Source organism: Pseudomonas sp. B5(2017) (assembly GCF_002112825.1).
Lineage (GTDB): Bacteria > Pseudomonadota > Gammaproteobacteria > Pseudomonadales > Pseudomonadaceae > Aquipseudomonas > Aquipseudomonas putida_Z.
Map to the genome: position 1 here is coordinate 16,556 of NZ_NEIR01000021.1, position 24,054 is coordinate 40,609.

Consider the following 24,054-nt stretch of genomic DNA (forward strand, 5'->3'; position numbering starts at 1 on the left):
AGGCTGCGCGTGGGAATGACCTTTCCTGCTGCTACTGCCTGGGCGTGCCCTGCTGGGGAAACAACGTCTCGAATCGCGGCGTCGCCCGCGCAACGAAACCCAGCCCCTGGTGCATGATGAAATAGGCAGCGATTTCATGCCGCTCGGCGAAGGCATAGCCTTCCTCCGGGCCGAGCACCATCAACAATGTATCGAGGGCATCGGCACGCAGCACCGAAGGGTCGACCACCGACACTGCCGCCAGCGCGTGCTTGACCGGCCTGCCGACACGGGGGTCGAAGGTGTGCGAGTAGCGCTGGCCACCTTCCTCGAAATAGTTGCGGTAATCACCGGCGGTGGCAACGCCGTAGCCATCCAGGGCGATGGCGCGCTCCACTTGCTGCTCGCCCCCGCCACTCGGTACCTCGAGGGCGATGCGCCAGGGCGAGCCATCCGGCTTGCGGCCGACGCCCTTGAGTTCACCGGTGATCTCGACCAGATAGGCCTGGATACCCAGGGCCGCAAGCCGGTCACCCACCCGATCCACTGCATAACCGGCGAGCATGCTGTCGAAATCCAGCTGCGCCGCCACATCCTTGCACAGCTTTTCTCCATCCAGGTGCAAGTGCTGCAGCCCTACCCGGGCCTGCTCCCGTGCCAGTGCGCTGGCGTCCGGCACCTGCCTGCCGCGTGACTGCGGGCCGAAGCCCCAGAGGTTCATCAATGGCAAGACCGTCAGGTCGAAAGCACCGCCACTCTCGCGGAACAGGGACACACCGTACACCAGCAAATGCTGCATCTCTTCCGGCACCGCCTGACAGGCGCCGGCCGGCAGAGCGTTGAAGCGGGCAACCACGGAATCGCCGCGCCAGTTGGAAAACTGCTTGTCGAGCGCCTCGAGAATCACCTCGACGTCGGCCTTTACCTGCTGCGCGCCGGGCGCCTGCGCGGTGGGTACGTACTGGATCGAATACGTGCTGCCCATGGTCGGCCCGCCAAAGCGTTCGATCCTTTCGCCGCAGCCATACAGCAATGTCACCAGCATCACCAGCAGGCTTGCGCGCATCATTCGACACCTCGCCGACTCTGGCCGCCCGTTCGCGGCGCAGGTTATTTCACCAGAATTGCGAGATGGCAATTGGCCTACCGTTCATCAGCAAACCTGGTCAAAAACCGAACAAAATCCTCATTGAGCACTCTGATCTGCGCGGGTGATCAATCATCCCCCCTCCCTTTCCGCTTAACGTCCCGGAAGTTACAAAACCATCATGTGCATAAGCGCATAGGGGCGTTCTTTGCCCAAAAATTGGAGGACAGTAAATGTCTAGCCATTCGTTGCAGAGCGTCGAACGCCTGCAGAGCCGCATCCGCGCCCAGCGTCAGCCGCAACAGAAAACTTTCTGGCGCCGTCTGCTGGCCATCGCCTCATCCTCTCAGCGTAGTTGGCATGGAGGGATCGAGCTCAGGGGATACAAGGAACTATCCAACGCCACCCCGGTTGCCCCCGTCGCAATCGGAAAAATCCAGCTGGCGATCCCCCTCGGGCGGGGTCGGCGGTTTGTCCAGCCTTGCGTGCAGCCGGGGCAGCATGTGCGCAAGGGCGAAGTGATCGGTATTGGCGACAACACCACCGCCTGGGTGCATGCCAGTACCTCCGGCATCGTGGAACGGATCGATCACGTCTTCGCGGCCGACTCGGCCGAGCCGGTCATGGCCGTCATCCTGAACGCAGATGGCCTGGATGAGTGGCTCGAACGCCCGGCGCCGGGCCTGCCGCAAACGCCAGAGGCGCTGGTCGAGCGCGCATTGCAGATGGGCATAGTCGGCCTTGGTGGTGCGGGTTTCCCGACTGCCCTCAAGCTGGCCGGCGCACAGCAGCCCGATCTGCTGCTGATCAACGGTGCCGAATGCGAGCCCTTCCTTACCTGCGATGACCGCCTCATGCGTGAGAATGCCGAAGCGTTGATCGAGGCCGCCGACTATGTCGCCGCGCTGCTGGGAATAACGACTACCCGTTTCGGCATCGAAACCAACAAGCCGGAGGCGATGGCCACGTTACGTGCCGCCGCTCGCCAGGCGCGCACCCGGGTCGAGATTTGTCCACTTCCGGAGCGTTACCCGGCAGGTGGGCAGCCGTTGATGATCAAGAGCCTCAGTGGCCGCAACCTGGCCCCGGGGAGCCGCCCCGCCGATATCGGCGTGCTGGCGCTGAATGTCGCAACCCTCTACGCACTGGGCCGGGCCGTCTTTCAGGGCGAACCACTGACCAGCCGCGTGCTGACCCTGACCGGTGACTGCGAGCGCCCGGGCAATGTGCGGGTGCCGGTGGGCTACCCGGTCAGCGAACTGCGCGCGATTGCTGGCGCGTCCTCCACTGGGCAGCTGACCCAGGTCGGCGGCCCGATGATGGGGCAGCCGCTACCGGACGCCAACGCCTTCGTCAGCAAGACCAGCAGCTGCCTGATATTCGGCGCCGAGCGCTACCTGCCGGCTGCTCGCCCCGCCAGCAGTTGCATTCGCTGCACGCGCTGCGTGGATGTCTGCCCGATGTCGCTGCGGCCGCTGGACCTCTACGCTGCTGCCGAACGCCTGGACAAGGCCAGCCTGCAAGAGCTGCGCCTGGACGCCTGCATCGAATGCGGCAGCTGCAGCAGCATCTGCCCGAGCAATATCCCGCTGCGCGAACGCTTCCGCCAGAGCAAGACGGAGGTACGCGCATGAGCCTGATACGCCACCCCATCCCGCAACGACTGCGCACGGTGATGCTGCTGGTCGTCCTGTGCCTGCTGCCGGGCACCGTCCTCTATGCCTGGCAATTCGGTGTCGTGGTCTGGTTGCAGGCCTTCTGGTGCGTGCTGTTCGCCCTGGGCTTCGAAGCCGCCCTGCTGCGCCTGCGCGGGCATGACGTACGCAAGGGTTTGAGCGACCTCAGCTGGCTGGTGCTGGGCCTGATACTGGCTCGGGCATTGCCGCTGATGGTGCCGTTGTGGATGATCGCCCTGGCCAGCTTTGCCGCTCTGGCACTGTGCAAGCACGCCAGTGGAGGCCTTGGACGCAACCGCCTCAACCCTGCGATGGTTGGCCTGGGGGTGGTTGCCATCTGCTTCTACCAGCAGTTGTACCCCGCGCCATCGAACCATGCCCCCTGGACCGCAGCCCTCGACGCCAAGGCGGTTCTGCTGCAACAGCTACAGTTGGCGCCACGCCTGGATCTCGATGCGTTCGCCGGCGCCACTCAACTGGCGCAGAACGAGTTCACCCATGTCACCCACAACCTGTCGGGGTACGGCTACATTGCCGGCGGTTTGCTGCTGGCTTTGCTGCGGGTGATCCGCATCGAGATTCCGCTGGCGATGCTCACGAGCACGGTATTGCTGTGCATGGCCGCCGGCCACAGCCTGCAGGAAGCCGTGTACAACCTCAGCCTCGGCGGCTACCTCTTCACCGCCTTCTTCATCGCCACCGATCCGGTCACCAGCCCCGATACCCGGGCCGGTCGCATCCTCTTCGGCGTGACCGTCGGCACGCTGACCGAGCTGATCCGCGAGTTCGGGCTTTACGCCGATGGCCTCTGCTTCGCCGTGCTGGCCGGCAACCTGCTGGTGCCGCAAATCGACCGGTTGGTGCTGCGCATGCAGCGGCCCTGGTACGCAGCAGCGAGTGCCTGACATGGCATTTGGCAAGGGCAAGAGCCTGGGCCTTGTTCTGGCCCGGCTCAATGCCCTGCCGACGCCGGCCCCGCCTTGGCGGTAAAGGGCGGTTTGGCGAACCACACCAGCAGGATCAACCCGGCAAACACCCAGGTCATCAGGGTGAAGTAGTCCACCGTCGACATCATGTACGCCTGCCCGTTGAGTATCTGCTCCAGCTGCGCATAGCTCTGCGGGCTGGCCCCGCCCAGCTGCTCCAGGGTATGCCGCGTGGCCGGGTCGAACTGGCTGATGTGCTCGCTCAGGTAGGCATGGTGCTGGTCCGCCCGGCGAATCCAGATCCAGGTGGTCAGCGACGCCGCGAAACTGCCGCCCAAGGTACGCAGGAAGGTCGCCAGGCCCGAGCCATCGGCAATCTGCTGCGGTGGCAGGTCGGACAGCAGGATGCTCAAGGTCGGCATGAAGAACAGCGCCACGCCAATGCCCATGAACAGCTGCACCAGCGCCACATGCTGGAAGTCCACCTCGCTGGTGAACCCGGCACGCATGTAGCAGCTGCTGCCGATCGCCAGGAACGCCAGCCCGGCCAGCACACGCAGGTCGAAGCGGTGCGCGTACTTGCCCACGAACGGCGACATGAGCACCGGCAACAGGCCGATCGGCGCCACCGCCAGGCCGGCCCAGGTAGCGGTATAGCCCATCTGCGTCTGCAGCCACTGCGGCAGGATCAGGTTGATGCCGAAGAACCCGGCATAGCCCCCTACCAGCACGATGGTGCCGACGCGGAAGTTGCGGTGCGCGAACAGGCGCAGGTTGACCACCGGGTGACGGTCGGTCAGTTCCCAGATCACGAACACCGCCAGGAACACCAGCGAGATCAGGCTGCCGACAATGATGAACGACGACTCGAACCAGTCCAGGTCATTGCCTTTGTCCAGCACCACCTGCAAGGCGCCAACGCCGATGACCAGCGTCAGCAGGCCGATGTAGTCCATCGGCTGGCGGCTGGTGACCACCGGCCGGGTGCGCATCTGCTGGCGCACCACGGCGGCGGCGAACAGGCCGATGGGCACGTTGATGAAGAAGATCCACGGCCAGCTGTAGCTGTCGGTGATCCAGCCCCCGAGAATCGGCCCGGCAATCGGCGCCACCACCGTTACCATCGCCAGCAGCGCCAGGGCCATGCCGCGCTTGGCCGGCGGATAGACGGCGATCAGCAAGGTCTGGGTCATCGGGTACAACGGCCCGGCCACCACGCCCTGCAACACGCGAAAACCGACCAGTTCCGGCATCGACTGGGCAATACCGCACAGGAACGAGGCCAGCACGAACAGCAGCGTGGCCCAGATGAACAGCTTCACCTCGCCGAACCGCCGGCTGAGCCAGCCGGTCAGCGGCAAGGCGATGGCGTTGCTCACCGCGAACGAAGTGATGACCCAGGTGCCCTGCTCGTAGCTCACCCCCAGGTTGCCGGAAATGGTCGGCAAGGCCACGTTGGCGATGGTGGTGTCGAGCACCTGCATGAACGTCGCCAGTGACAGGCCGATGGTGGTCAGCAGCAGGCTCGGTGGCGTGAACTGGGCAGCAGCGTTGTTGCTCATCGCTGGGCCGTCTTGCCGGTTGCGCTGTTTTCGTGGATCAGCCGGGCGATCAGGTTGTCGGCTTCGACCAGCTGGCGGTCATACACCTGGGTGGTGTAGCTGGCCTGCTGCGGTGGCTGCTGGGCCAGGGCCGGGCCGCTCTGGTCGTGCAGGTCGACCTCGACCACGGTGGACAGGCCGATACGCAGCGGGTGGTCCTTGAGCTGGTCGGGGCTGAGGTGGATGCGCACCGGCACGCGCTGGACGATCTTGATCCAGTTACCGGTGGCATTCTGCGCCGGCAACAGGGCGAAGGCGCTGCCGGTGCCGGCGCCAAGGCTGTCGACCGTGCCGCTGTACCTGACCTCGCTGCCGTACAGGTCGGCGCTGATCTGCACCGGCTGGCCGATACGCATGTCGCGCAGCTGGGTTTCCTTGAAGTTGGCGTCGATCCACACCTGGTCCAGCGGGATCACCGCCATGGTCGCGGTGCCCGGTTGCAGGCGCTGGCCAAGCTGCACGGTACGCTTGGCGACGTAGCCGGTGACCGGTGCCACCAGGGTGGTGCGGGCATGGTCGAGGTAGGCCTGGCGCAGGTCGGCGGCGGCGGCCATCACCTCGGGGTGCGAGGACACCACGGTATCGTCGACCAGCGCGCTGCTGGTGCTGAGCTGCTGGCGCGCACTGTTGACGGCGGCCTCGGCCACGCTCAGGTCATCGCGGGCATGGGACAATTCTTCTGCGGCAATCGCACCGCTGTCGGCCAGCACCTTGCGCCGGTTGAAGTCCTGCCGGGCCTTGCGCAGCTCGGCCTGGCGGGTTTCCAGCTGCGCCTTGAGCGCGTCGACGTTGCTGTACAACCCGCGCACCTGGCGCACGCTGCGCGCCAGTTTGGCTTCGGCGGACTGCAAGGCCACCTGGCTGTCGGCCGGGTCGAATTGCAGCAATACCTGGCCGGCGTGGACCAGGTCGCCGTCATCGGCACCGATGCTGGTGACGGTGCCGGTGACCAGCGGGGTGATCTCTACCACGTTGCCGTTGACGTAGGCATCGTCGGTGCTTTCGTGCCAGCGCCCGACCAGGCTGTACCAGGCCCAGGCACCGACGCCGGCAAGGATCAGCAGCAACACCAGGCCAAGCAGCCAGGCCTTGCGCTTGCGCGACGGTTCGGGCGCGGCGGAGGGAGTCGGGGTGTCTGCGGGAGTGGCCATGACAATACCTTGGAAAATTCGTGACAGGGTTCAACGATCGCCGAAGCGGCGGATCGTCAACGGGTCGCCGGCAGCGAGCAGGACCTTGGCCAGCAGGCCTTCCAGGGTCTCGAGCTCTTCGGCTGCCAGTGCGCCGCACAACTCGTTCATGGCCGCCGCGCCGATTTCCGGCAGGCGGTCAGCCAGGCGCTGGCCATCGGCGGTAAGGGCCAGGCGCACCTGGCGACGGTCGTCGGCGCAGCGGTTGCGCACGATCAGCTCCTTCTGCTCGAGGCGGTCGAGCATGCGGGTCATCGACCCGCTGTCCAGGCCCAGGTAGCGGCACAGCTCGGCCGGGGTGTCCACCTGGTACTGGGTGACGATGATCAGCACCTTGAACTGCGCGGCGGTGACGCCTTCGGATTCGAGGTGCCAGTCGAGAATGCGGTCCTTGAGGATCGCCGCGCGGCCAAGCAGCATGCCGATGGCGCAGGTCTGGAAGTTTTCGGGGGAGAAATGGGCCATCGGAGGCTGCTCGGGTAATTGTGTAAAAATATTACTGCCTAGGCAGTGAATGTCAAAGCTTTGATTAGGTTGCTATGGAAAATTTCATGATTTCTGCCCCTTGCGCTGCCCCTGTAGGAGCGGCCTTGTGTCGCGATGGGCCGCAAAGCGGCCCCGGCAATTTCTGCTGGGGCACAAAACCTGGGGCCGCTTCGCGCCCCATCGCGACACAAGGCCGCTCCTACAGGGCCATGCGTCAAGGCCTGCTACGGTGTTCGCAGGCCCAGTGCCTCCACCGCCCCGCAGGCTATGGCCATGCCCACCAACTCCGCCAGGCTATCGGCCTGCAACCGCTTCATCACCCGCCCCCGGTACAGGTCCACCGTCTTCACGCTCACCCCCAGCCGCTCGGCAATCTCGCGGTTGCTCAACCCTTGGGCCAACGGCACGAACACGTCGCGCTCGCGCGGGGTCAGGCCGTCGATGCGCGCCTGCACCCGGGCCAGCGCCTGGTCGTCCTGGCGTGCCCGCCCGGCGCTCTCCAGCGCAGCCTGTACGCTGTCGAGCAGCAACTGGTCGTTGTAGGGCTTTTCGATGAAGTCGCAGGCGCCGGCCTTGAATGCCCGCACCACGATCGGCACATCGGCATGGCCGCTGACGAAGATCACCGGCAACCCCAGGCCACGCTCGCGCATCGCCTGCTGCACCGCCAACCCGCCCAGCCCAGGCATGCGCACATCCAGCAGCACACAGGCCGGCCCATCGTCGACGCAGGCGTCGAGAAACGCCTGCCCGCCGGCGAACGGCAAGGCCTGCAAGCCCACCGACTGCAGCAGCCACACCGTCGAGTCGCGCATACCCTGGTCGTCATCGACCACATACACTTTCGCCTGCACCGCCATCTCCCCTTATCCCCTGCTGACCGCCAGGCGGCAGCACAGTACCAGACCGCCATTGTCACCGGCTCGCGCCCACAGGCTGCCGCCAAAGCCCTCGATCAGGCTGCGGCTCATGCTCAGGCCAAGGCCCAGGCCATCGGCCTTGCTGGTGGTGAACGGCGTGAAGATTTCATCCAGGCGCTCGGGCGCCACACCCGGGCCCTGGTCGGCCACCTCGACCAGCACGCCATCGCCATCGCGCGCGGCGCCCAGCAGGATACGTGACGGCCGCTCGCCATGCTGCTCGCGGTTGGCATCGATGGCGTTGCGCAGCAGGTTCAACAGCACCTGCTCCAGCAGTACCCGGTCGGCATACACCAAGGGCAACTGCGCACTCATGCGCAGCTCGACCACCACCTGGTCACGCGCGGCCTCCCAGGCGCACAGACGCATGGCTTCGCCGGCCACCTCGGCCACGTCCAGCGCCTGCAGGCGGCGCGGCCCTTTGCGCAGGAAGGCGCGCAGGCGGCGGATCACTTCGGCGGCATGGGTGGCCTGTTCGCTGATGCGCTGCAGGCCCTGCCCCACCCGCTCGCGGGCCTGCGGGTCGCGCTCCAGGCCCTGCAGGTAGCGCTGGCTGGCGTTGGCATAGTTGACCACTGCGGCCAACGGCTGGTTGATCTCGTGGGCAATGCCCGAAGCCAGCTCGCCCAAGGTGGCCAAGCGGGCACTGTGCGCCAGGCTTTCCTGGGCTTCGATGCGCAGGGTGATGTCGCGGGACACGCTGACCACCTCCACCACCGCGCCGGTGTAGGTTTCGCGGATGGCCCGGCTGGCGATCTCGAACCAGCGGTAGCCGCCTGCAGCCTGGCGCACCCGGCAGGTCATGGTGTGGTAGCCGTCCTGATCCAGGGCGGCGGCGGCCTGGCGCAGCACCTGGCGGCGCTCGCGCGGGTGCAGCAGGGTATGCACGGCCATGCCGCGCAGCTGCTCGGGCCACAGGCCAAGCAGGCGGAATGCCGCCGGCGAGGCATCGAGGAAGCGGCCATCGGGGCTGTGCCGGGAGATCAGGTCGGTGGTGTTCTCGATGATCAGCCGGTACAGGCGCCGGGCGCGGCTGGCCTCGCGTGCGCCATGGCGCTCGTCGCTGGCGTCGCGGCAACGCGCCAGCACCTGCTGGCCCTGGTCGTCAGGGATGAAGCTCCACAGCACGATGCGTTCGCCGACCTGCACCTCGACATCGGCGATCGCCCGGCGCTGGCGCAGGCAGGCGCGCACCAGGGCGGCGCAGTTGCCCGGCAGCCAGCTGGCCAGTGCCGGGCCCTCATCGACCCAGGCCTGCAGCGCCGGGTTGAGTGCCAGCGGCCTGGCGTCGCCGGCCAGCATCAGGCTGGGTTGCGGGTCCTTGGCGAGCAAGGGATAGGCAGTGTTGTCCACGGTAGGCGGCTCGTTGTTATAGTAGTTTTACTATATTGCTATAGTCGATATTCCTAATACCATAGCGACTCGCGTAAAACTGCGACAAGGGCGAGCGGCCCACCGTCCGCCTCCCTGCACCCTGAACAGAGCTAACAATCAGCCACCGGGGGTCAAGCGCACAGATTGTGCCTGCCTCCCCTACAGGATTACCGCATGTCGATCTATGCCCAGGGCCTGATGCCCGCTGCCGTCAACCATGTCGCCCTCACCCCGCTGAGTTTCATCGAACGCACCGCTGCCGTATACGGCAACTACCCGGCGGTGATCCACGGTGCCATCCGCCGCAACTGGCAGCAGACCTACCAACGCTGCCGACGCCTGGCCAGCGCCCTGATGGGCCGGGGTATCGGCCGTGGCGACACCGTGGCGGTGATGTTGCCCAATATTCCGGCCATGCTCGAAGCCCATTTTGGCGTGCCCATGACCGGCGCCGTGCTCAATACCCTGAACGTACGCCTGGACGCCGAGGCCATCGCCTTCATGCTGCAGCATGGCGAGGCCAAGGTGCTGATCACCGACCGCGAGTTCCACAGCGTCATCGAGGCGGCCCTGGCCTTGCTCGAGCACCCGCCATTGGTGGTAGATGTGGATGACCCGGAGTACGGCGAAGGCCGTGCGGTCAGCGAACTGGATTATGAGGCGTTCCTCGCCGAAGGCGACCCGGACTTTGCCTGGGAATGGCCCGATGACGAGTGGCAGGCGATCTCGCTCAACTACACCTCCGGCACCACCGGCAACCCCAAGGGCGTGGTCTACCACCACCGTGGCGCTTACCTGAACGCCCTGGGCAACCAGATGGTCTGGGGCATGGGCCATCGCCCGGTGTACCTGTGGACCCTGCCGATGTTCCACTGCAACGGCTGGTGCTACCCATGGACCATCACCGCGCTGGCCGGCACCCATGTGTTCCTGCGCCGGGTCGACCCGCAGAAGATCCTGACCCTGATCCGCGAGCACCGGGTCAGCCACCTGTGCGGCGCGCCGATCGTGCTCAACGCCCTGGTAAACATGCCCGAGGCGGCCAAGGCGGCCATCGAGCACCCGGTACAGGCCATGGTCGCCGGCGCCGCGCCACCTGCCAAGGTCATCGGCGCCGTGGAAGAGATGGGCATACAGGTCACCCACACCTACGGCCTGACCGAAGTCTACGGCCCGGTGACCGTGTGTGCCTGGCATGACGAATGGGATGAACTGTCGCTGGAAGAGCGCGCACGGATCAAGTCCCGCCAGGGCGTGCGCTACCCGACCCTCGACGGCCTGATGGTCGCCGACCCGCAAACCCTCGAGCCGGTGCCGCGCGACGGCGACACCCTGGGCGAGATCTTCATGCGTGGCAACACGGTGATGAAGGGCTACCTGAAGAACCCCGAGGCCACCGTCGAAGCCTTCCGTGGCGGCTGGTTCCACACCGGTGACCTGGCCGTGTGGCACGCCGACGGCTATGTCGAGATCAAGGACCGGCTCAAGGACATCATCATTTCCGGTGGCGAGAACATCTCCACCATCGAGGTCGAGGACGCCCTGTACAAGCACCCGGCGGTGCTGGAAGCCGCGGTGGTGGCGCGCCCGGATGAAAAATGGGGGGAAACCCCGTGCGCCTTCGTTGCCCTCAAGCCGGGCCGCGAAGACACCCGCGAAGCCGACATCACCAGCTGGTGCCGCGAGCACCTGGCCGGGTTCAAGGTGCCGAAGACCGTGGTGTTCGGCGAACTGCCCAAGACCTCCACCGGCAAGATCCAGAAGTACGTGCTGCGCGACCGGGCCAAAGCCCTCTGATCCAGTGGTGGCCTCTTCGCGGGTAAACCCGCTCCCACAGGTACAGCAATGTGCTCAGGTTTGGCGCGATCCCTGTGGGAGCGGGTTTACCCGCGAAGAGGCCAGCCCAGATTTCCCACTTTTCAAGAGCTACCGATGACCACCTACACAGCCCCCCTGCGCGACATGCGCTTCGTCCTGCATGATGTGTTCAACGCCCCGGCCCTGTGGGCCCGCCTGCCTGCCCTGGCCGAGCGCATCGACGCCGATACCGCCGATGCCATCCTCGAGGAAGCAGCCAAAGTCACCGGCCAGCTGATTGCCCCGCTCAGCCGCAACGGTGACGAGCAAGGCGTGCGCTTTGCCGCAGGCGAAGTCACCACCCCTGACGGCTTCCGCGAGGCCTGGCACACCTACCGCGAAGGCGGTTGGGTCGGCCTGGGCGGCAACCCCGAACATGGCGGCATGGGCATGCCGAAAATGCTCGGTGTGCTGTTCGAAGAAATGCTCTACGCCGCCGATTGCAGCTTCAGCCTGTATTCGGCGTTGAGCGCCGGCAGTTGCCTGGCGATCGATGCCCACGCCAGCGAAACGCTCAAGGCCACCTACCTGCCGCCCCTGTACGAAGGCCGCTGGGCCGGCACCATGTGCCTCACCGAACCCCATGCCGGCACCGACCTGGGGCTGATCCGCAGCCGCGCCGAGCCCCAGGCCGACGGCAGCTATCGCATCAGCGGCAGCAAGATCTTCATCACCGGCGGTGAACAGGACCTGACGGAGAATATCGTCCACCTGGTGCTGGCCAAGCTGCCGGATGCACCCACCGGCGCCAAGGGCATCTCGCTGTTCCTGGTGCCCAAGTACCTGGTCGAGGCCGATGGCCGCCTGGGCGCGCGCAACGCCGCCCATTGCGGCTCGATCGAACACAAGATGGGCATCAAGGCCTCGGCCACCTGCGTGATGAACTTCGATGGTGCCGTCGGCTACCTGGTGGGCGAACCGAACAAGGGCCTGGCGGCGATGTTCACCATGATGAACTACGAGCGCCTGTCCATCGGCATCCAGGGCATCGGCTGTGCCGAGGCGTCCTACCAGAGCGCCGCCCGCTACGCCAACGAGCGCCTGCAAAGCCGCGCCGCCAGCGGCCCGCAGGCACAGGACAAGGCTGCCGACCCGATCATCCACCACGGCGATGTGCGGCGCATGCTGCTGACCATGCGCACCCTCACCGAAGGTGGGCGGGCGTTTGCCGCCTACGTCGGTCAGCAGCTGGACCTGGCGCGCTACGCCGAAGACGCCGGCGAGCGCGAGCATGCGCAGCGCCTGGTGGCGCTGCTGACACCGGTGGCCAAGGCGTTCTTCACCGACAACGGCCTGGAAAGCTGCGTGCTCGGCCAGCAGGTGTATGGCGGCCATGGCTATATCCGCGAATGGGGCCAGGAGCAGCGGGTGCGCGACGTGCGCATCGCGCAGATCTATGAAGGCACCAACGGCATCCAGGCCCTCGACCTGCTCGGGCGCAAGGTGCTGGCCGACGGTGGCCAGGCGCTGGCCAGCTTTGCCGCCGAGGTGCGGGCCTTCAGCGTGGATGCGCCGCTGCACCGTGAAGCCCTGCAAGCGAGCCTGGCGCGGCTGGAGGCCACCAGCGCCTGGCTGCGGGCGCGGGCCGGCGAGGATGCCAACCTGGTCAGCGCGGTGGCGGTGGAATATTTGCAGCTGTTCGGGCTGACTGCGTATGCCTACATGTGGGCGCGGATGGCGGCGGTGGCATTGGCCAGGCGTGACGAGGATGCCGCGTTTCATGGGGCCAAACTTGCGTGTGCAGAGTTCTTCTTCCAGCGGGTCTTGCCGCGGGGGTTGGGGTTGGAGGCCAGTATCCGGGCGGGTAGTGGCAGCCTGTATGGTTTGGAGGCGGCGCAGTTCTGAGAGGCCGTGGGGGCGCTTTGCGCCCCATCGCGACACAAGGCCGCTCCTACAGGGGAACGCGATTCCATGTAGGAGCGGCCTTGTGTCGCGATGGGCTGCAAGGCAGCCCCAACGATTTCAGCCATTGTTTTACCTGCGCGAAGGGTTCTCAAACGCTGGAAAACCGCCACCAATCCGACGAAAACCGGCACAACTGATAGTCATTCGCCATTACCTCGGTTCTCGGGAGCCCTCCAGCAAGGGTAGAATGCGCAAAACCCGGAGCCGCAATGAACCACGACCGCCTCAATCCCAGCCCAGACGATGCCATCACCGACGCCGCCGCGCACTGGTGCATGCGCCTGCACGCCGAAGATTGCACGGCGGGCGAGCGCGAGGCGTTCGCCCGCTGGCTGGCGGCCGACCCGCGGCATGCCGAGGAATACCAGGCGATGCTGGAAATCTGGCAAACCGCCGACCTGCTGCCGCGCAATGCCACTGTCATCGACTTCAACCCGCCCGTGCAACAGGCCGCGCGCCCGCGCAACTGGCGGCCGCTGGCATCCGCTGCCGCGATCGCCCTGGCGGTGCTGCCGCTGGCCGGCTGGGTGGGCTGGGAGCAAGGCTGGCTGCCCAACCACTATCAGCACTTCGAAGCCGGCGCGCACATGCAGACCGTGCAGCTGAGCGACGGCAGCACGGTGCAGCTCAACCTCAACACCGAGCTCACCTACCTCAACTACAAGGACCAACGCCAGGTCACGCTCAAGCGTGGCGAGGCGTTCTTCAAGGTGCAGCACGACAGCAGCCACCCGTTCATCGTGCATGCCGGTCGCGGCCAGACCCGCGTCACCGGCACCCAGTTCAACGTGTGGAAGTACCAGGAGCAGGTCAAGGTCACCCTGGTGGAGGGTTCGGTACTGGTATCCAGCGACGGCAGCGCCGGTGGCTACCGCCTGGGCCCGGGGATGCAGGCCAGCTATCACAAGGGCGACTTCGAGCCGCAACTGGAGCAGAGCGACGACTACGGCAACAGCCTGGCCTGGCGCGACGGCAAGCTGGTGCTCGACAACCTGAGCCTGGAACAGGCCCTGCCGATTATCAACCGCTACCTCGACGCACCGCTGTTGCTGGCCGACGCCAGCACCGGCCGCATCCGCATCAGTGGCATCTACAACACCCGTGAGGTGGGGCGCCTGGTCAACAACCTGCCCAAGGTGCTGCCGGTCTACCTGACCCGCAGCAAGGACGGCAGCACCGTGCTCAACCGCATCTCGCCGCCGCCCGACAAGGGCTGACGCCCTCCCCGTCTTACAGTGTCATCGCCGCCAACCAGCCGAACGCCAGCAGTGGCAGGTTGTAGTGGATGAAGGTGGGCACCACGGTGTCCCAGATATGGTGGTGCTGGCCATCCACGTTCAAGCCCGAGGTCGGGCCCAGGGTCGAGTCCGAGGCAGGCGAGCCGGCGTCGCCCAAGGCACCGGCGGTACCAACGATGCACACGGTGGCCAGCGGGTCGAAGCCCAACTGCACGCACAGCGGCACGAAGATCGCGGCCAGGATCGGCACGGTGGAGAACGACGAGCCGATGCCCATGGTCACCAGCAGGCCCACCAGCAGCATCAGCAAGGCACCGATGCCCTTGCTGTGGTCGATCCACTGCGCCGAGGTTTCCACCAGGCTCTTCACCTCACCGGTGGCCTTCATCACGTCGGCAAAGCCCGAGGCGGCAATCATGATGAAGCCGATCATGGCCATCATCTTCATGCCTTCGGTGAACAGGTCGTCGGTGTCCTTCCAGCGCACGATGCCCGACAGCGAGAAGATCAGGAAGCCGACCATGGCGCCGATGATCATCGAGTCCAGCCACAACTGGACGATGAACGCCGAGGCAATCGCCAGCCCGGCCACCAGCAGGGTCAGCGGGTTGTACTGCACGCTCACCTGCTCTACCTGCTCGATGCGCGCCAGGTCGTAGTCACGCTTCTTGCGGTAACTGATGAATACCGCCAGCAACAGGCCTGCCAGCATGCCGGCTGCCGGAATGGCCATGGCGTGGGTGACATTCACGCCACTCACGTCGACACCCGCGCGGGCAACGTTGGCCAGCAGGATTTCGTTGAGGAAGATGTTGCCAAAGCCCACTGGCAGGAACATGTACGGGGTGATCAGGCCGAAGGTGATCACGCAGGCGATGAGCCGGCGGTCGATGCGCAGGCGGGTCAGCACGTACAGCAGCGGCGGCACCAGCAAGGGGATGAAGGCGATGTGGATAGGCAGGATGTTCTGCGACGACACGGCCACCACCAGCATCAGGCCGACCAGCAACCATTTGACCTTGCCGCCATTGGCATGGCCCTGGCGGTCGATCATGGCCAGGGCGCGGTCGGCCAGGGCATGGGCCAGGCCGGACTTGGCGATGGCCACGGCAAAGGCGCCCAGCAGTGCATAGGACAGGGCCACCGTGGCCCCGCCGCCGAGGCCGCCATTGAAGGCCTTGAGCGTACCCTCGATACCCAGACCGCCCACCAGCCCACCGGCCAGGGCCCCGATGATCAGGGCGATGACCACGTGCACGCGGGACAGGCTGAGTATCAGCATGATGCCGACCGCGGCGATCACTGCATTCATGGTTGGCTTACCTCATTGCGACAGAAAAAAAGCGCGCACTCTGAAGCAGTGGGCAGCAGATGTCAAAAGCGCCATGTTGCGGCGGATTACCAACGCCTCGCGCGGCCTGCGGATTAAATTGAACGTTTGAATAAAGAAAAGCCCGCGCCAGCCGACACATTCGTCAGCCACACTCTTATTACAAGGGACCCACCCCCATGCCTTTGCGACAACTTTCCATCCAGTGGAAGATCACCCTGCTCGCCGGTCTCTGCCTGGCCGGCATCGTCACCCTGCTCGTCGGCCTGTCGCTGTACCGCATGGACCACAGCTCGGACCTGGTCAAGGCCAGCAGCATGCAGATGCTGACCGAGTCGGCGCAGTCGCGCATCGAGTCGCAGGGCGAGGTGCAGGCGCTGAACATCCGCCGCCAGTTCATGGACGCCTACCAGTACGGCGCCGGTTTCGCCCGCCAGGTGCTGTTCCTGCGCGAGCAGGCGGAAAAGCGCTTTCTCGATGCCTTCGACCTGCGCGAGGACATGACCCGCCAGGTGCGCGCCGCCCTGCAGGCCAACCCTGAGCTGCTCGGCCTGTCGCTGGTGTTCGAGCCCAACGCCCTGGACAACAAGGACAGCCTGTTCGCCGGCAAGGCGGAACTGGGCAGCAACGAAACCGGGCGCTTCGCCCTGTACTGGTCGCAGCCGCGTGTCGGCCAGCTGACGGCCATGGCCCTGCCCGAGCATGACATGGCCAACACCGAGATCGGCCCCAGCGGCCAGCCAGCCAATACCTGGTGGGTGTGCCCGCGCACATCCGGCAAGGTGTGCGTGGTGGAGCCCTACTTCTACGACATCGATGGCCAGCAGGTGCTGATGACCAGCATCGTCTTCCCGCTGGCAGTCGACGGCAAGGTGATCGCCACCCTGTCCATCGACATCAACCTCAACAGCCTGCAGGCCCTGAGCCAGGAGGCCAGCCGCAGCCTGTACGAAGGCCGCACCACGGTCGGCATCCTCAGCCCGGTCGGCCTGCTGGCCGGCTACAGCGCCGACGCCAGCAAGCTGGCCCAGCGCTTCGACCAGGTCGATACCGCCAAAGGTGCCGAACTGGTGCGCAAGCTGGCTGACGGCAAGATGACCATCGTGCACGACCAGCAGCGCCTGAAAGTACTGGCCGCGTTCCGGCCGATTCCGGATGCCCAGCCTTGGGGCGTGCTGCTGGATGTGCCGGAAAACGCCCTGACCGGGCCGGCCGAAGCGCTGAAACAGGAACTGGACGCGCTGAACACCAGCGGCACCCTGCTGGAGCTTGGTCTGGGCCTGGCGGCGGCGATTGCCGGCCTGCTGATGGTGTGGCTGATGGCCCGCGGCGTTACCCGGCCGATCCTCGGCGTGGCAAGCATGCTCAAGGACATCGCCAGCGGCGAAGGTGACCTGACCCGCCGCCTGACCTACCAGAAGCAGGACGAACTGGGCGAACTGGCCGGGTGGTTCAACCGCTTCCTCGACAAGCTGCAGCCGACCATCGCCGAGGTCAAACGCTCGGTGCAGGCCGCCCGTGGCACCGCCGACCAGTCTTCGGCAATTGCCACCCAGACCAGCGCCGGCATGGAGCAGCAGTACCGCCAGGTCGACCAGGTGGCCACTGCCTCGCACGAGATGAGTGCCACTGCCCAGGACGTCGCCCGCAGCGCCGCCCAGGCCGCGCAGGCCGCCCGCGACGCCGACCAGGCCACCCGCGAAGGCCTGGCGGTGATCGACCGCACCACCCACAGCATCGATGCCCTGGCCGCCGACATGAGCAACGCCATGGCCGAGGTGGAGGGCCTGGCGCAGAACAGCGAGAAGATCGGTTCGGTGCTGGAAGTGATCCGCTCGATCGCCGAGCAGACCAACCTGCTGGCGCTCAATGCCGCCATCGAGGCGGCCCGTGCCGGTGAAGCCGGCCGTGGCTTTGCCGTGGTCGCGGACGAGGTGCGCAACCTGGCCCAGCGTACCCAGGAATCGGTGGAGGAAACTCGCCAGGTGATCGAGGCTTTGCAGAACGGCACCCGCGAAGTGGTCGGGGCCATGGACAACAGCCACCGCCAGGCCCAGGGCGGTGTGCAGCAGGTTGGCCAGGCCGTCACCGCGCTGCAGCGCATCGGCCAGGCAGTGACGGTGATCACCGACATGAACCTGCAGATCGCCTCGGCCGCCGAGGAGCAGAGCGCAGTGGCCGAGGAAATCAACAGCAACGTGGCAACCATCCGTGATGTCACCGAATCGCTGTCGGGGCAGGCCAACGAGTCGGCGCGCGTAAGCCAGTCGCTGAACAGCCTGGCCAACCAGCAACAGGCGCTGATGGACCAGTTCCGCGTGTGAATGGATCAGGGCCGGCAGCTGCCGGCCCTGGCTCAGGCCGCGAACCTGCCACCGCCGAGGATGCGGTCCAGCAGCACCAGCGCGCCATGCACATTGGGCCTGGCGCCCATCGGCAGCACATCGGTACCGGGTAATGTGGCGTCGTGATACCCGGACGCCATGACCAGCTGATGCATCTGGTTGCCATTGAGATAGACGTGGTGCTGCTCCATTGCGTAGGACTGGATCAGGCTCAGTGTGCCGCACACCATCGGCGTAGCGCTGGAGGTGCCAGCGTAGCGGTCTGTGTAGTCCCTGTCCTCACCAGACAGGTCCTGCAAATCCCCATAGGAAAGCGTGACGACGCTGTCGCCCCAGGCATTGAGCATGCGGTAACGGTAATGGTGGTTGGAGTAGGCGTGGGGCTTGCCGTCATACGAGTGACTGGCGCCCACCAGGATGGCACCTGAATCGCCATGGTCATCGAAGTAGCGCCAATTGGTCAGGTCTACGCCCTGCCCTTCGTGGGTTTGTCGTTCTGCAAGGGTTTTGCTGCTGCCATTGGCCGCGGCATTGACCACCACTGCACCACGCTGGCTCAACTGCTGCATGACTGTCCACCAAGCCTTGTAGTGCAAGGACGGCAGCATCGTGCTAGACACCTCGATATTTGCAGTCTGGCGATTGATGCCGACGATGTCCCCGGGTTCTACATTGCGCAGCAACTCCGTGAGCGCCTGGAAACCGCCCTGGGCGTCTGTCGCGCGGTTGTTGTACAGGTATAGCTCGCTGTCATGGCTGATCCCTGTAGCGCCGACCCCGTTGCGCCTTGCCAGAATGATACCCACTGAAGCAGTGCCATGACGCGGATCATCGTTTGGCTCGAGCGACACGACGCTCAAGGCCGTGTTGCCACGCAGGTCTTCATGTCCAGCATGCAAACCACCGTCGCTGAAGTGAATCCGCGCGCCCTTGCCCGTCACCTTGTTGGCCCAGGCCTTGCGCACATTCAGGCCCTTCCAGCGGGGGCCGGGTTCGTCGAGGTAGTTCTGGCGTGGCTCGAAGTCGGGCGTGGGTTGAGCATTTTCATAAGCCCTGTTGCCTGCCACCACTGCAGTACCTGTCAGCAGGGTTGCCAACAGCCCCGCCAGCACGAATGCGGCGGGGTGTGGTTCCGAAGGGGCCGGCGCCATCTGCATGGATGTTACGTAATCCAGCGCGGCCATCGACTTGAGCAATGCCAGATAGGTGTCATTGAGCATGCTGGCAGGCTGGTCGAGGTAATAGTACTGGCGTAACGCATGAAGCCGGTTATCGTCCAGATCATGTTTATCCAGGACCGGCCTGGGCGCGATCACCGACTTCAGGTTCGGCCAGTAACGCGACAGGGCAGAGCCGGAAGCAGGCTCCAGGTCTCGAAGGAAGTGCTCGTAACCCCCGGCACTGAACTCGATGACCAGGGTCGGGTACGAAGTGCCTGGTGCCAATAGGGGCAGCGCGTGTTCGGCCACCTCCGCGCCCGCCAGCGCCCGCTTGCGACGCCCGCCAGCAGAAGGCAACGGGACCTTGTCGAGGACGCTGCGGTTGATCTCCTCGGCCTTGATGTCGAGTACCAGCGGCGGCATGTGGATGACACCGGCCCCTCCGACAGGCAGGTTCATCGCCCGCGCATGCTCGTCCTGCAGTACCACCCTTGGTCGGATGGTATAGACCCCTGCTTCCTCCTCGGCGAGCAGTGTGGCTGGGCAACCGTGGTCACTCAGTTTGCCGGTGTGGGCCCGGGAATAGGCCGAAATCCCTCTGAACGACACCGGGCCATCGGGGCCAGCCCGCTCCAGTTCGTAGCGAATGCGGCTGACCTTGTGCAGGTCTGCGCCACTGCAACGAACGTGCAGCTTTCCATCAAAACGGAAGTTGCGGTAATAGACGAAATTCAAGTCCAGTGTCATCAGGAATACCTCGCAAAATGTGCTTGCCAAACGGCGCTGGGCACCTTTGCAAACCGCCGCCCCCGCTGGCATCAGGAGCCCGTTCCCTGCCGCCGTCGGCACCGAGCGGGAGGGGTCGTCTACACTTGCCCGCAGCTACCCCACGGCAACCGACGAGGGCCCTGATGAAGAGAATTCCAACGTTGCTGGCCGGCCTGCTGCTCGCCGTCGGCCTGGCCAGCACCGACAGCGCCGCCTCGGCAGAGCGCAGCGAGCCCATCCGCTTTGGCGCCATCGGCTGGGAAAGCGGCGCCCTCACCACCGAGATCCTGCGGCTGATCGTGGAGCGTGGCTACGGCTACACCACCGACACCCTGCCAGGCAGCACCGTCAGCATGGAAGTGGCCCTGGCGCGCAATGACCTGCAGGTAATCGCCGAGGAATGGGCCGGGCGCAGCCCTGCCTGGGTCAAGGCAGAAAAGGCCGGCCAGGTGTTCGCACTGGGCGACACGGTCAAGAACGCCGAAGAAGGCTGGTGGGTGCCGGCCTACGTGATCGAGGGCGATGCGGCACGCAAGCTGAAACCCGTGGCGCCGGAATTGCGCAGCGTCGAGGACCTCAAGCGTTACCCGCAGGTGTTCCGCGACCCCGAGTCACCCGGCAAAGGGCGTTTTCTGAATAGCCCCAGCGGCTGGACATCCGAAACCGTCAACAGCCAGAAACTCAAGGCCTACGGGCTGAATGATCTCTATACCAACTTCCGCAGTGGCTCCGGGGCTGCAATGGATGCCGAAATCGGCTCAGCCATCCGCCGTGGCCAGCCGGTGCTGTTCTACTACTGGAACCCGACCCCTTTGATGGGGCGTTACAAGCTCATACGCCTGCAGGAGCCGCCGTTCGATGCCCAGGCCTGGGCCACCCTCACCGATGCCGGCAACCCCAAGCCCAAGGGCAGCAGCTCGCTGCCGGCCAAGTTGTCGATTGGCGTATCCAAGGCCTTTCGCGAGGGCTACCCGGAGCTGGTGAGCGTGTTCGAGCGGGTCGACCTGCCCATCGACCGACTGAACAAGGCACTGGCCGACATGAGCGAAAAGCGCACGCCGGCCCGCGACGCTGCCCTCACCTTCCTGCGCGATAACCGCGAGGTGTGGAAAGCCTGGTTGCCTGCGGACATTGCCACCAAGGTCGAGGGCAGCCTGTGAGCGGCGGCTTCCCCGAAGCCCTGCAATTCTCCTTTGCCGACAGCGTCAACCGCCTGGTCGACTGGCTGGTGCTGCATTACGGCGATCACCTGCGCAGCGTCTCGGACCAGTTGCTGCAACTGCTGGTCGGCCTGGAAACCCTGCTGCGCCTGCTGCCGTGGTGGCTGCTGCTGTTGCTGATCGGCCTGCTTGCCTGGCATGCCAGCCGCAGCGTGCTGCGCAGCGCGGTACTGGTGGCGCTGCTGGCCCTGATCGGCATGCTCGGGTTGTGGGACAAACTGCTGCAGACCATGGCGTTGGTGCTGGTCAGTACCGGCCTCTGCGTGCTGGTGGGCGTGCCGCTGGGCATCCTGCTGGCTGCCCGGCCGCTGGCGAAGCGGTTGCTGTTGCCGGTACTGGATGTGATGCAGACCTTGCCGGCCTTCGTTTACCTGATCCCGGTGCTGATGCTGTTCGGCCTGGGCAAGGTGCCCGCCGTGTTCGCCACGCTGATCTATGCCCTGCCACCGCTGGTGCGGCTGACCGAACTGGGCCTGAGCCAGATCGACCCTTCGCTGCTGCAAGCCGCCCATGGCCTGGGGGCCAGCCGCTGGCAGCGGTTGCGGCGCATCGCCCTGCCGCTGGCGCTGCCGAGCATCATGGCCGGGCTCAACCAGTCGGTGATGATGGCCCTGTCGATGGTGGTGGTGGCTTCGATGATTGGCGCCCGCGGGCTGGGCGAGGATGTGCTGTCGGGGATCCAGACCCTGAATGTCGGCCAAGGCGTCGAGGCCGGGCTGGCGATCGTCGCCCTGGCCATGGTGATCGACCGGATCAGCCAGGCTTATGGGCGTGGTGGGCGTTGAGCAGTGCTGCCTGCCCCGGCCCTGTCGCCGGCAAGCCAGCTCCCACAGGGTGCCGCAATGGCCACCGCCGGTGGAGTACCTGTGGGAGCTGGCTTGCCGGCGATAGGGCCGGGCCTGACAATGCAGCTCTGTCAGCTTGAAACCGGACCTCACCCGCATGTCCCTCAAAGCCTTGCGCACCCTGGTGACCATCGCCCGCCACGGCACCTTCGCGCGTGCCGCCGACCTGCTCAGCCTCACCCCTTCGGCGGTGAGCCTGCACATCAAGACCCTCGAAGACGAACTGCAGGTGACCTTGTTCGACCGCAGCCGCAGGCAGGTGTCGCTGACCGAAGCCGGCCAGTTGGCGGTGGCCCGCGCCGAGACCATCCTGGCTAGCTATGACGAACTGGCCGACGCCCTGGCCAGCGGCCCGAGCCTGCGCGGCCGCCTGCGCCTGGGGGCGATCCACACGGTGCTGGCGCGGCGCCTGCCCAAGGCGCTGGTGTGGATCAAGGCGCACCATCCGCAGCTGCATGTCAGCGTGGCCTCCGGCATGTCGGCGGAACTGGCACGGCGGGTGGAAGACGGCGAACTCGATGCGGCGATCACCACCGAGCCGGTCAGCCCCTACCCGCAAAACCTGGACTTCACGCCGTTGTTCGAAGACCGCTTCTGGGCCATCGCCAGCCCCGACCTGGCCGGGCTAAGCGTGCCGCAGTTGCTGGCCAGCCAGCCGTTCCTGCGCTTCGACAAGCGTGCCTGGGCCGGGCGGCAGATCGAGCAGGAGCTGCGCCGACAGCATCTGCAGGTGAGCGAGCAGATGGAGCTGGACAGCCAGGAAGCGCTGGCGCGCATGGCGGTGATGGGCCTGGGCGTGGCAATCATCCCCATGGCCGATGACGACCTGCAACGCTTGCCACCGGCCACCTGCCTGCCGTTTGGCGACCCGCAGCTGACCCGGCGGGTGGTGTTGCTGGAGCATGAGAAGAGCCAGCGGCGGCATTTGAGTGCGGTGCTGAAGACTGCGCTGGAGGCGTGAAGGTTCGCAGGGCCTTGTAGGAGCGGCCTTGTGTCGCGAAAGGGCCGCAAAGCGGCCCCGGCAATTTTGTGGCGATGCCGATATCCTGGGGGCGCTTCGCATCCCTTTCGCGACACAAGGCCGCTCCTACAAGAGCCAGTGTCGACCTCAAACATGCATTTTTCCTCAATGGTCAGTGCAGAAAACAACGTTTTTACAGATCGATCCGCACCAGTAGTCTGTGCCCCGTACCCGACCACGGAACGTCGATCATGCTCCACCTGCTGCTGACTACCCTGCTGCCGATCATCCTGCTGATTGCCCTGGGCACTTTCCTGCGCCTGCGCGGCTTCCTCGCCGATAACTTCTGGCCCGGCGCCGAGCGCCTGAGCTATTACGTACTGTTGCCGTCGCTGTTTCTCCATGGCCTTGCCACCGCCAACCTCGATGGCGTGCCGGTGCTGGGCATGGTCGGCGTGCTGATGCTCTCGACCCTGGCCGGGGCCGTGCTGCTGGTGCTGTACCAGGGCGCAATGAACCACGACGGTGCCGACTTCACCTCGGTGTTCCAAGGCGGCATCCGCTTCAACAACTACATCGGCGCCACCCTTGCAGCGGGTATCTACGGCAGCGCCGGCATCGCCCTGGCGGCGGTGGCCAACGCCGCCATCGTGCCACTGGTCAACCTGCTTTGCGTGCTGGTGTTCGCCCGCTTCAGCGCCCGCCATAGCTCACCGGCCACAGTGCTGCGGGCCATCTTCGCCAACCCCTTGATCGTCGGTTGCGCCGGCGGGTTGCTGCTGCGCGCCAGCGGGCTGGGCCTGCCAGCGGGTATCGAACCCACGGTCAAGGCCCTGGGCCAGGCCGCCCTGCCGCTGGGCCTGCTGTGCGTCGGCGCAGCCCTGGGTGGTGCCCGCCTGGGCCAGCAGGTGCGCCCGCTGATGGCGGCGTCGGCATTCAAGTTCCTGGTCATGCCGCTGACCACCTGGGGCTTGTGCCGCCTGCTTGGCCTGGGTGGCCAGGCAGCGGTGGTGGCGGTGCTGTTCCAGGCACTGCCGACTGCGTCATCTTCCTATGTAATGGCCCGGCAAATGGGCGGTAACGCACCGTTGATGGCCACCATCATCGCCCTGCAGACCGTGTTGGCCGCCGGCACCCTGCCTTTGGTGCTGATGCTCGCGCTTGGCTAGACTGTGAACCAGCCTAC

General features: G+C 65.7%; 18 protein-coding genes and 1 pseudogene. 11 read left to right on the forward strand and 8 right to left on the reverse strand.

Translation table 11 applies throughout. From position 1 onward, the window contains the following. Positions 1 to 31: 31 nt before the first annotated feature. The gene (locus tag CAG00_RS25395) at positions 32 to 1,048 is read right to left on the reverse strand and encodes an FAD:protein FMN transferase (protein WP_085665622.1); all 1,017 of its coding nucleotides are present in this window, start codon (positions 1,046 to 1,048) and stop codon (positions 32 to 34) included. Between the two features lie 251 nt (positions 1,049 to 1,299). Between CAG00_RS25395 and rsxC the strand changes: the two genes are divergently transcribed. Both rsxC and CAG00_RS25405 read left to right on the forward strand, forming a co-directional pair. Continuing rightward, entirely contained in the window at positions 1,300 to 2,700 is a 1,401-nt protein-coding gene (gene rsxC / locus CAG00_RS25400; protein WP_085665623.1) for an electron transport complex subunit RsxC, read from the forward strand. Beyond that, a complete protein-coding gene (locus CAG00_RS25405; protein WP_085665624.1) occupies positions 2,697 to 3,647 on the forward strand; it encodes an RnfABCDGE type electron transport complex subunit D in 951 nt (316 codons plus the stop codon). Before rsxC ends, CAG00_RS25405 begins: the two co-directional genes overlap by 4 nt. A gap of 47 nt (positions 3,648 to 3,694) precedes the next feature. On the opposite strand, the gene CAG00_RS25410 is transcribed toward CAG00_RS25405, so the two are convergent. From CAG00_RS25410 to CAG00_RS25430, 5 genes are all read right to left on the reverse strand, one after another. Continuing rightward, positions 3,695 to 5,230 (reverse strand): DHA2 family efflux MFS transporter permease subunit, encoded by a 1,536-nt coding sequence (locus CAG00_RS25410; protein WP_025338877.1) that lies wholly within the window; start codon positions 5,228 to 5,230, stop codon positions 3,695 to 3,697. After that, a complete protein-coding gene (locus CAG00_RS25415; protein ID WP_025338876.1) occupies positions 5,227 to 6,420 on the reverse strand; it encodes an HlyD family efflux transporter periplasmic adaptor subunit in 1,194 nt (397 codons plus the stop codon). The genes CAG00_RS25410 and CAG00_RS25415 overlap by 4 nt, the downstream gene beginning before the upstream one ends. Positions 6,421 to 6,450: 30 nt before the next feature. After that, a complete protein-coding gene (locus CAG00_RS25420) occupies positions 6,451 to 6,924 on the reverse strand; it encodes a MarR family winged helix-turn-helix transcriptional regulator (protein ID WP_025338875.1) in 474 nt (157 codons plus the stop codon). Between the two features lie 245 nt (positions 6,925 to 7,169). Beyond that, complete coding sequence (locus CAG00_RS25425) at positions 7,170 to 7,805, reverse strand: response regulator transcription factor (protein ID WP_061305020.1); 636 nt, start codon at positions 7,803 to 7,805, stop codon at positions 7,170 to 7,172. A 6-nt stretch (positions 7,806 to 7,811) separates the two neighbouring features. Beyond that, complete coding sequence (locus CAG00_RS25430; RefSeq protein ID WP_085616989.1) at positions 7,812 to 9,218, reverse strand: sensor histidine kinase; 1,407 nt, start codon at positions 9,216 to 9,218, stop codon at positions 7,812 to 7,814. Positions 9,219 to 9,413: 195 nt separating this feature from the next. Here CAG00_RS25430 and CAG00_RS25435 point away from each other — a divergent pair, with 195 nt between their 5' ends. The 3 genes from CAG00_RS25435 to CAG00_RS25445 all read left to right on the forward strand — a co-directional run bounded on the left by CAG00_RS25435 (position 9,414) and on the right by CAG00_RS25445 (position 14,218). Next, positions 9,414 to 11,036, forward strand: a complete 1,623-nt coding sequence (locus CAG00_RS25435) for an acyl-CoA synthetase (RefSeq protein WP_085665625.1) — start codon at positions 9,414 to 9,416, stop codon at positions 11,034 to 11,036. 135 nt (positions 11,037 to 11,171) lie between these two features. Next, positions 11,172 to 12,941, forward strand: coding sequence for an acyl-CoA dehydrogenase C-terminal domain-containing protein (locus CAG00_RS25440; RefSeq protein ID WP_085591477.1), 1,770 nt, complete (start codon positions 11,172 to 11,174; stop codon positions 12,939 to 12,941). 269 nt (positions 12,942 to 13,210) lie between these two features. After that, positions 13,211 to 14,218, forward strand: coding sequence for a FecR family protein (locus tag CAG00_RS25445; protein ID WP_075045017.1), 1,008 nt, complete (start codon positions 13,211 to 13,213; stop codon positions 14,216 to 14,218). A 13-nt stretch (positions 14,219 to 14,231) separates the two neighbouring features. Here CAG00_RS25445 and CAG00_RS25450 read toward each other — a convergent pair whose 3' ends face one another. Then, positions 14,232 to 15,551 (reverse strand): Na+/H+ antiporter family protein, encoded by a 1,320-nt coding sequence (locus tag CAG00_RS25450; RefSeq protein ID WP_085616997.1) that lies wholly within the window; start codon positions 15,549 to 15,551, stop codon positions 14,232 to 14,234. Between the two features lie 518 nt (positions 15,552 to 16,069). On the opposite strand from CAG00_RS25450, the pseudogene CAG00_RS29365 reads away from it, so the two are divergent. Then, positions 16,070 to 17,035 (forward strand): annotated as a pseudogene (locus CAG00_RS29365) (HAMP domain-containing protein); the annotation flags it as partial. Between the two features lie 102 nt (positions 17,036 to 17,137). Then, a complete protein-coding gene (locus CAG00_RS29370; protein WP_370290277.1) occupies positions 17,138 to 17,893 on the forward strand; it encodes a methyl-accepting chemotaxis protein in 756 nt (251 codons plus the stop codon). A gap of 32 nt (positions 17,894 to 17,925) precedes the next feature. Here the strand turns inward: CAG00_RS29370 and CAG00_RS25460 are convergent, their stop codons facing one another. Continuing rightward, entirely contained in the window at positions 17,926 to 19,821 is a 1,896-nt protein-coding gene (locus tag CAG00_RS25460; RefSeq protein WP_085665626.1) for a S8 family peptidase, read from the reverse strand. A 164-nt stretch (positions 19,822 to 19,985) separates the two neighbouring features. Between CAG00_RS25460 and CAG00_RS25465 the strand changes: the two genes are divergently transcribed. From CAG00_RS25465 to CAG00_RS25480, 4 genes are all read left to right on the forward strand, one after another. After that, positions 19,986 to 21,002, forward strand: coding sequence for an ABC transporter substrate-binding protein (locus CAG00_RS25465; RefSeq protein WP_085665627.1), 1,017 nt, complete (start codon positions 19,986 to 19,988; stop codon positions 21,000 to 21,002). After that, positions 20,999 to 21,847, forward strand: a complete 849-nt coding sequence (locus tag CAG00_RS25470; RefSeq protein WP_013972953.1) for a proline/glycine betaine ABC transporter permease — start codon at positions 20,999 to 21,001, stop codon at positions 21,845 to 21,847. The genes CAG00_RS25465 and CAG00_RS25470 overlap by 4 nt, the downstream gene beginning before the upstream one ends. A gap of 157 nt (positions 21,848 to 22,004) precedes the next feature. Continuing rightward, on the forward strand, positions 22,005 to 22,868 hold the full coding sequence (locus CAG00_RS25475) for a LysR family transcriptional regulator (RefSeq protein WP_025338865.1): 864 nt from the start codon (positions 22,005 to 22,007) through the stop codon (positions 22,866 to 22,868). Positions 22,869 to 23,119: 251 nt separating this feature from the next. Further along, positions 23,120 to 24,037 carry an AEC family transporter gene (locus CAG00_RS25480; RefSeq protein ID WP_085665628.1) on the forward strand — a complete coding sequence of 306 codons (918 nt, stop codon included), beginning with the start codon at positions 23,120 to 23,122 and terminating at the stop codon, positions 24,035 to 24,037. Positions 24,038 to 24,054 lie beyond the last annotated feature (17 nt).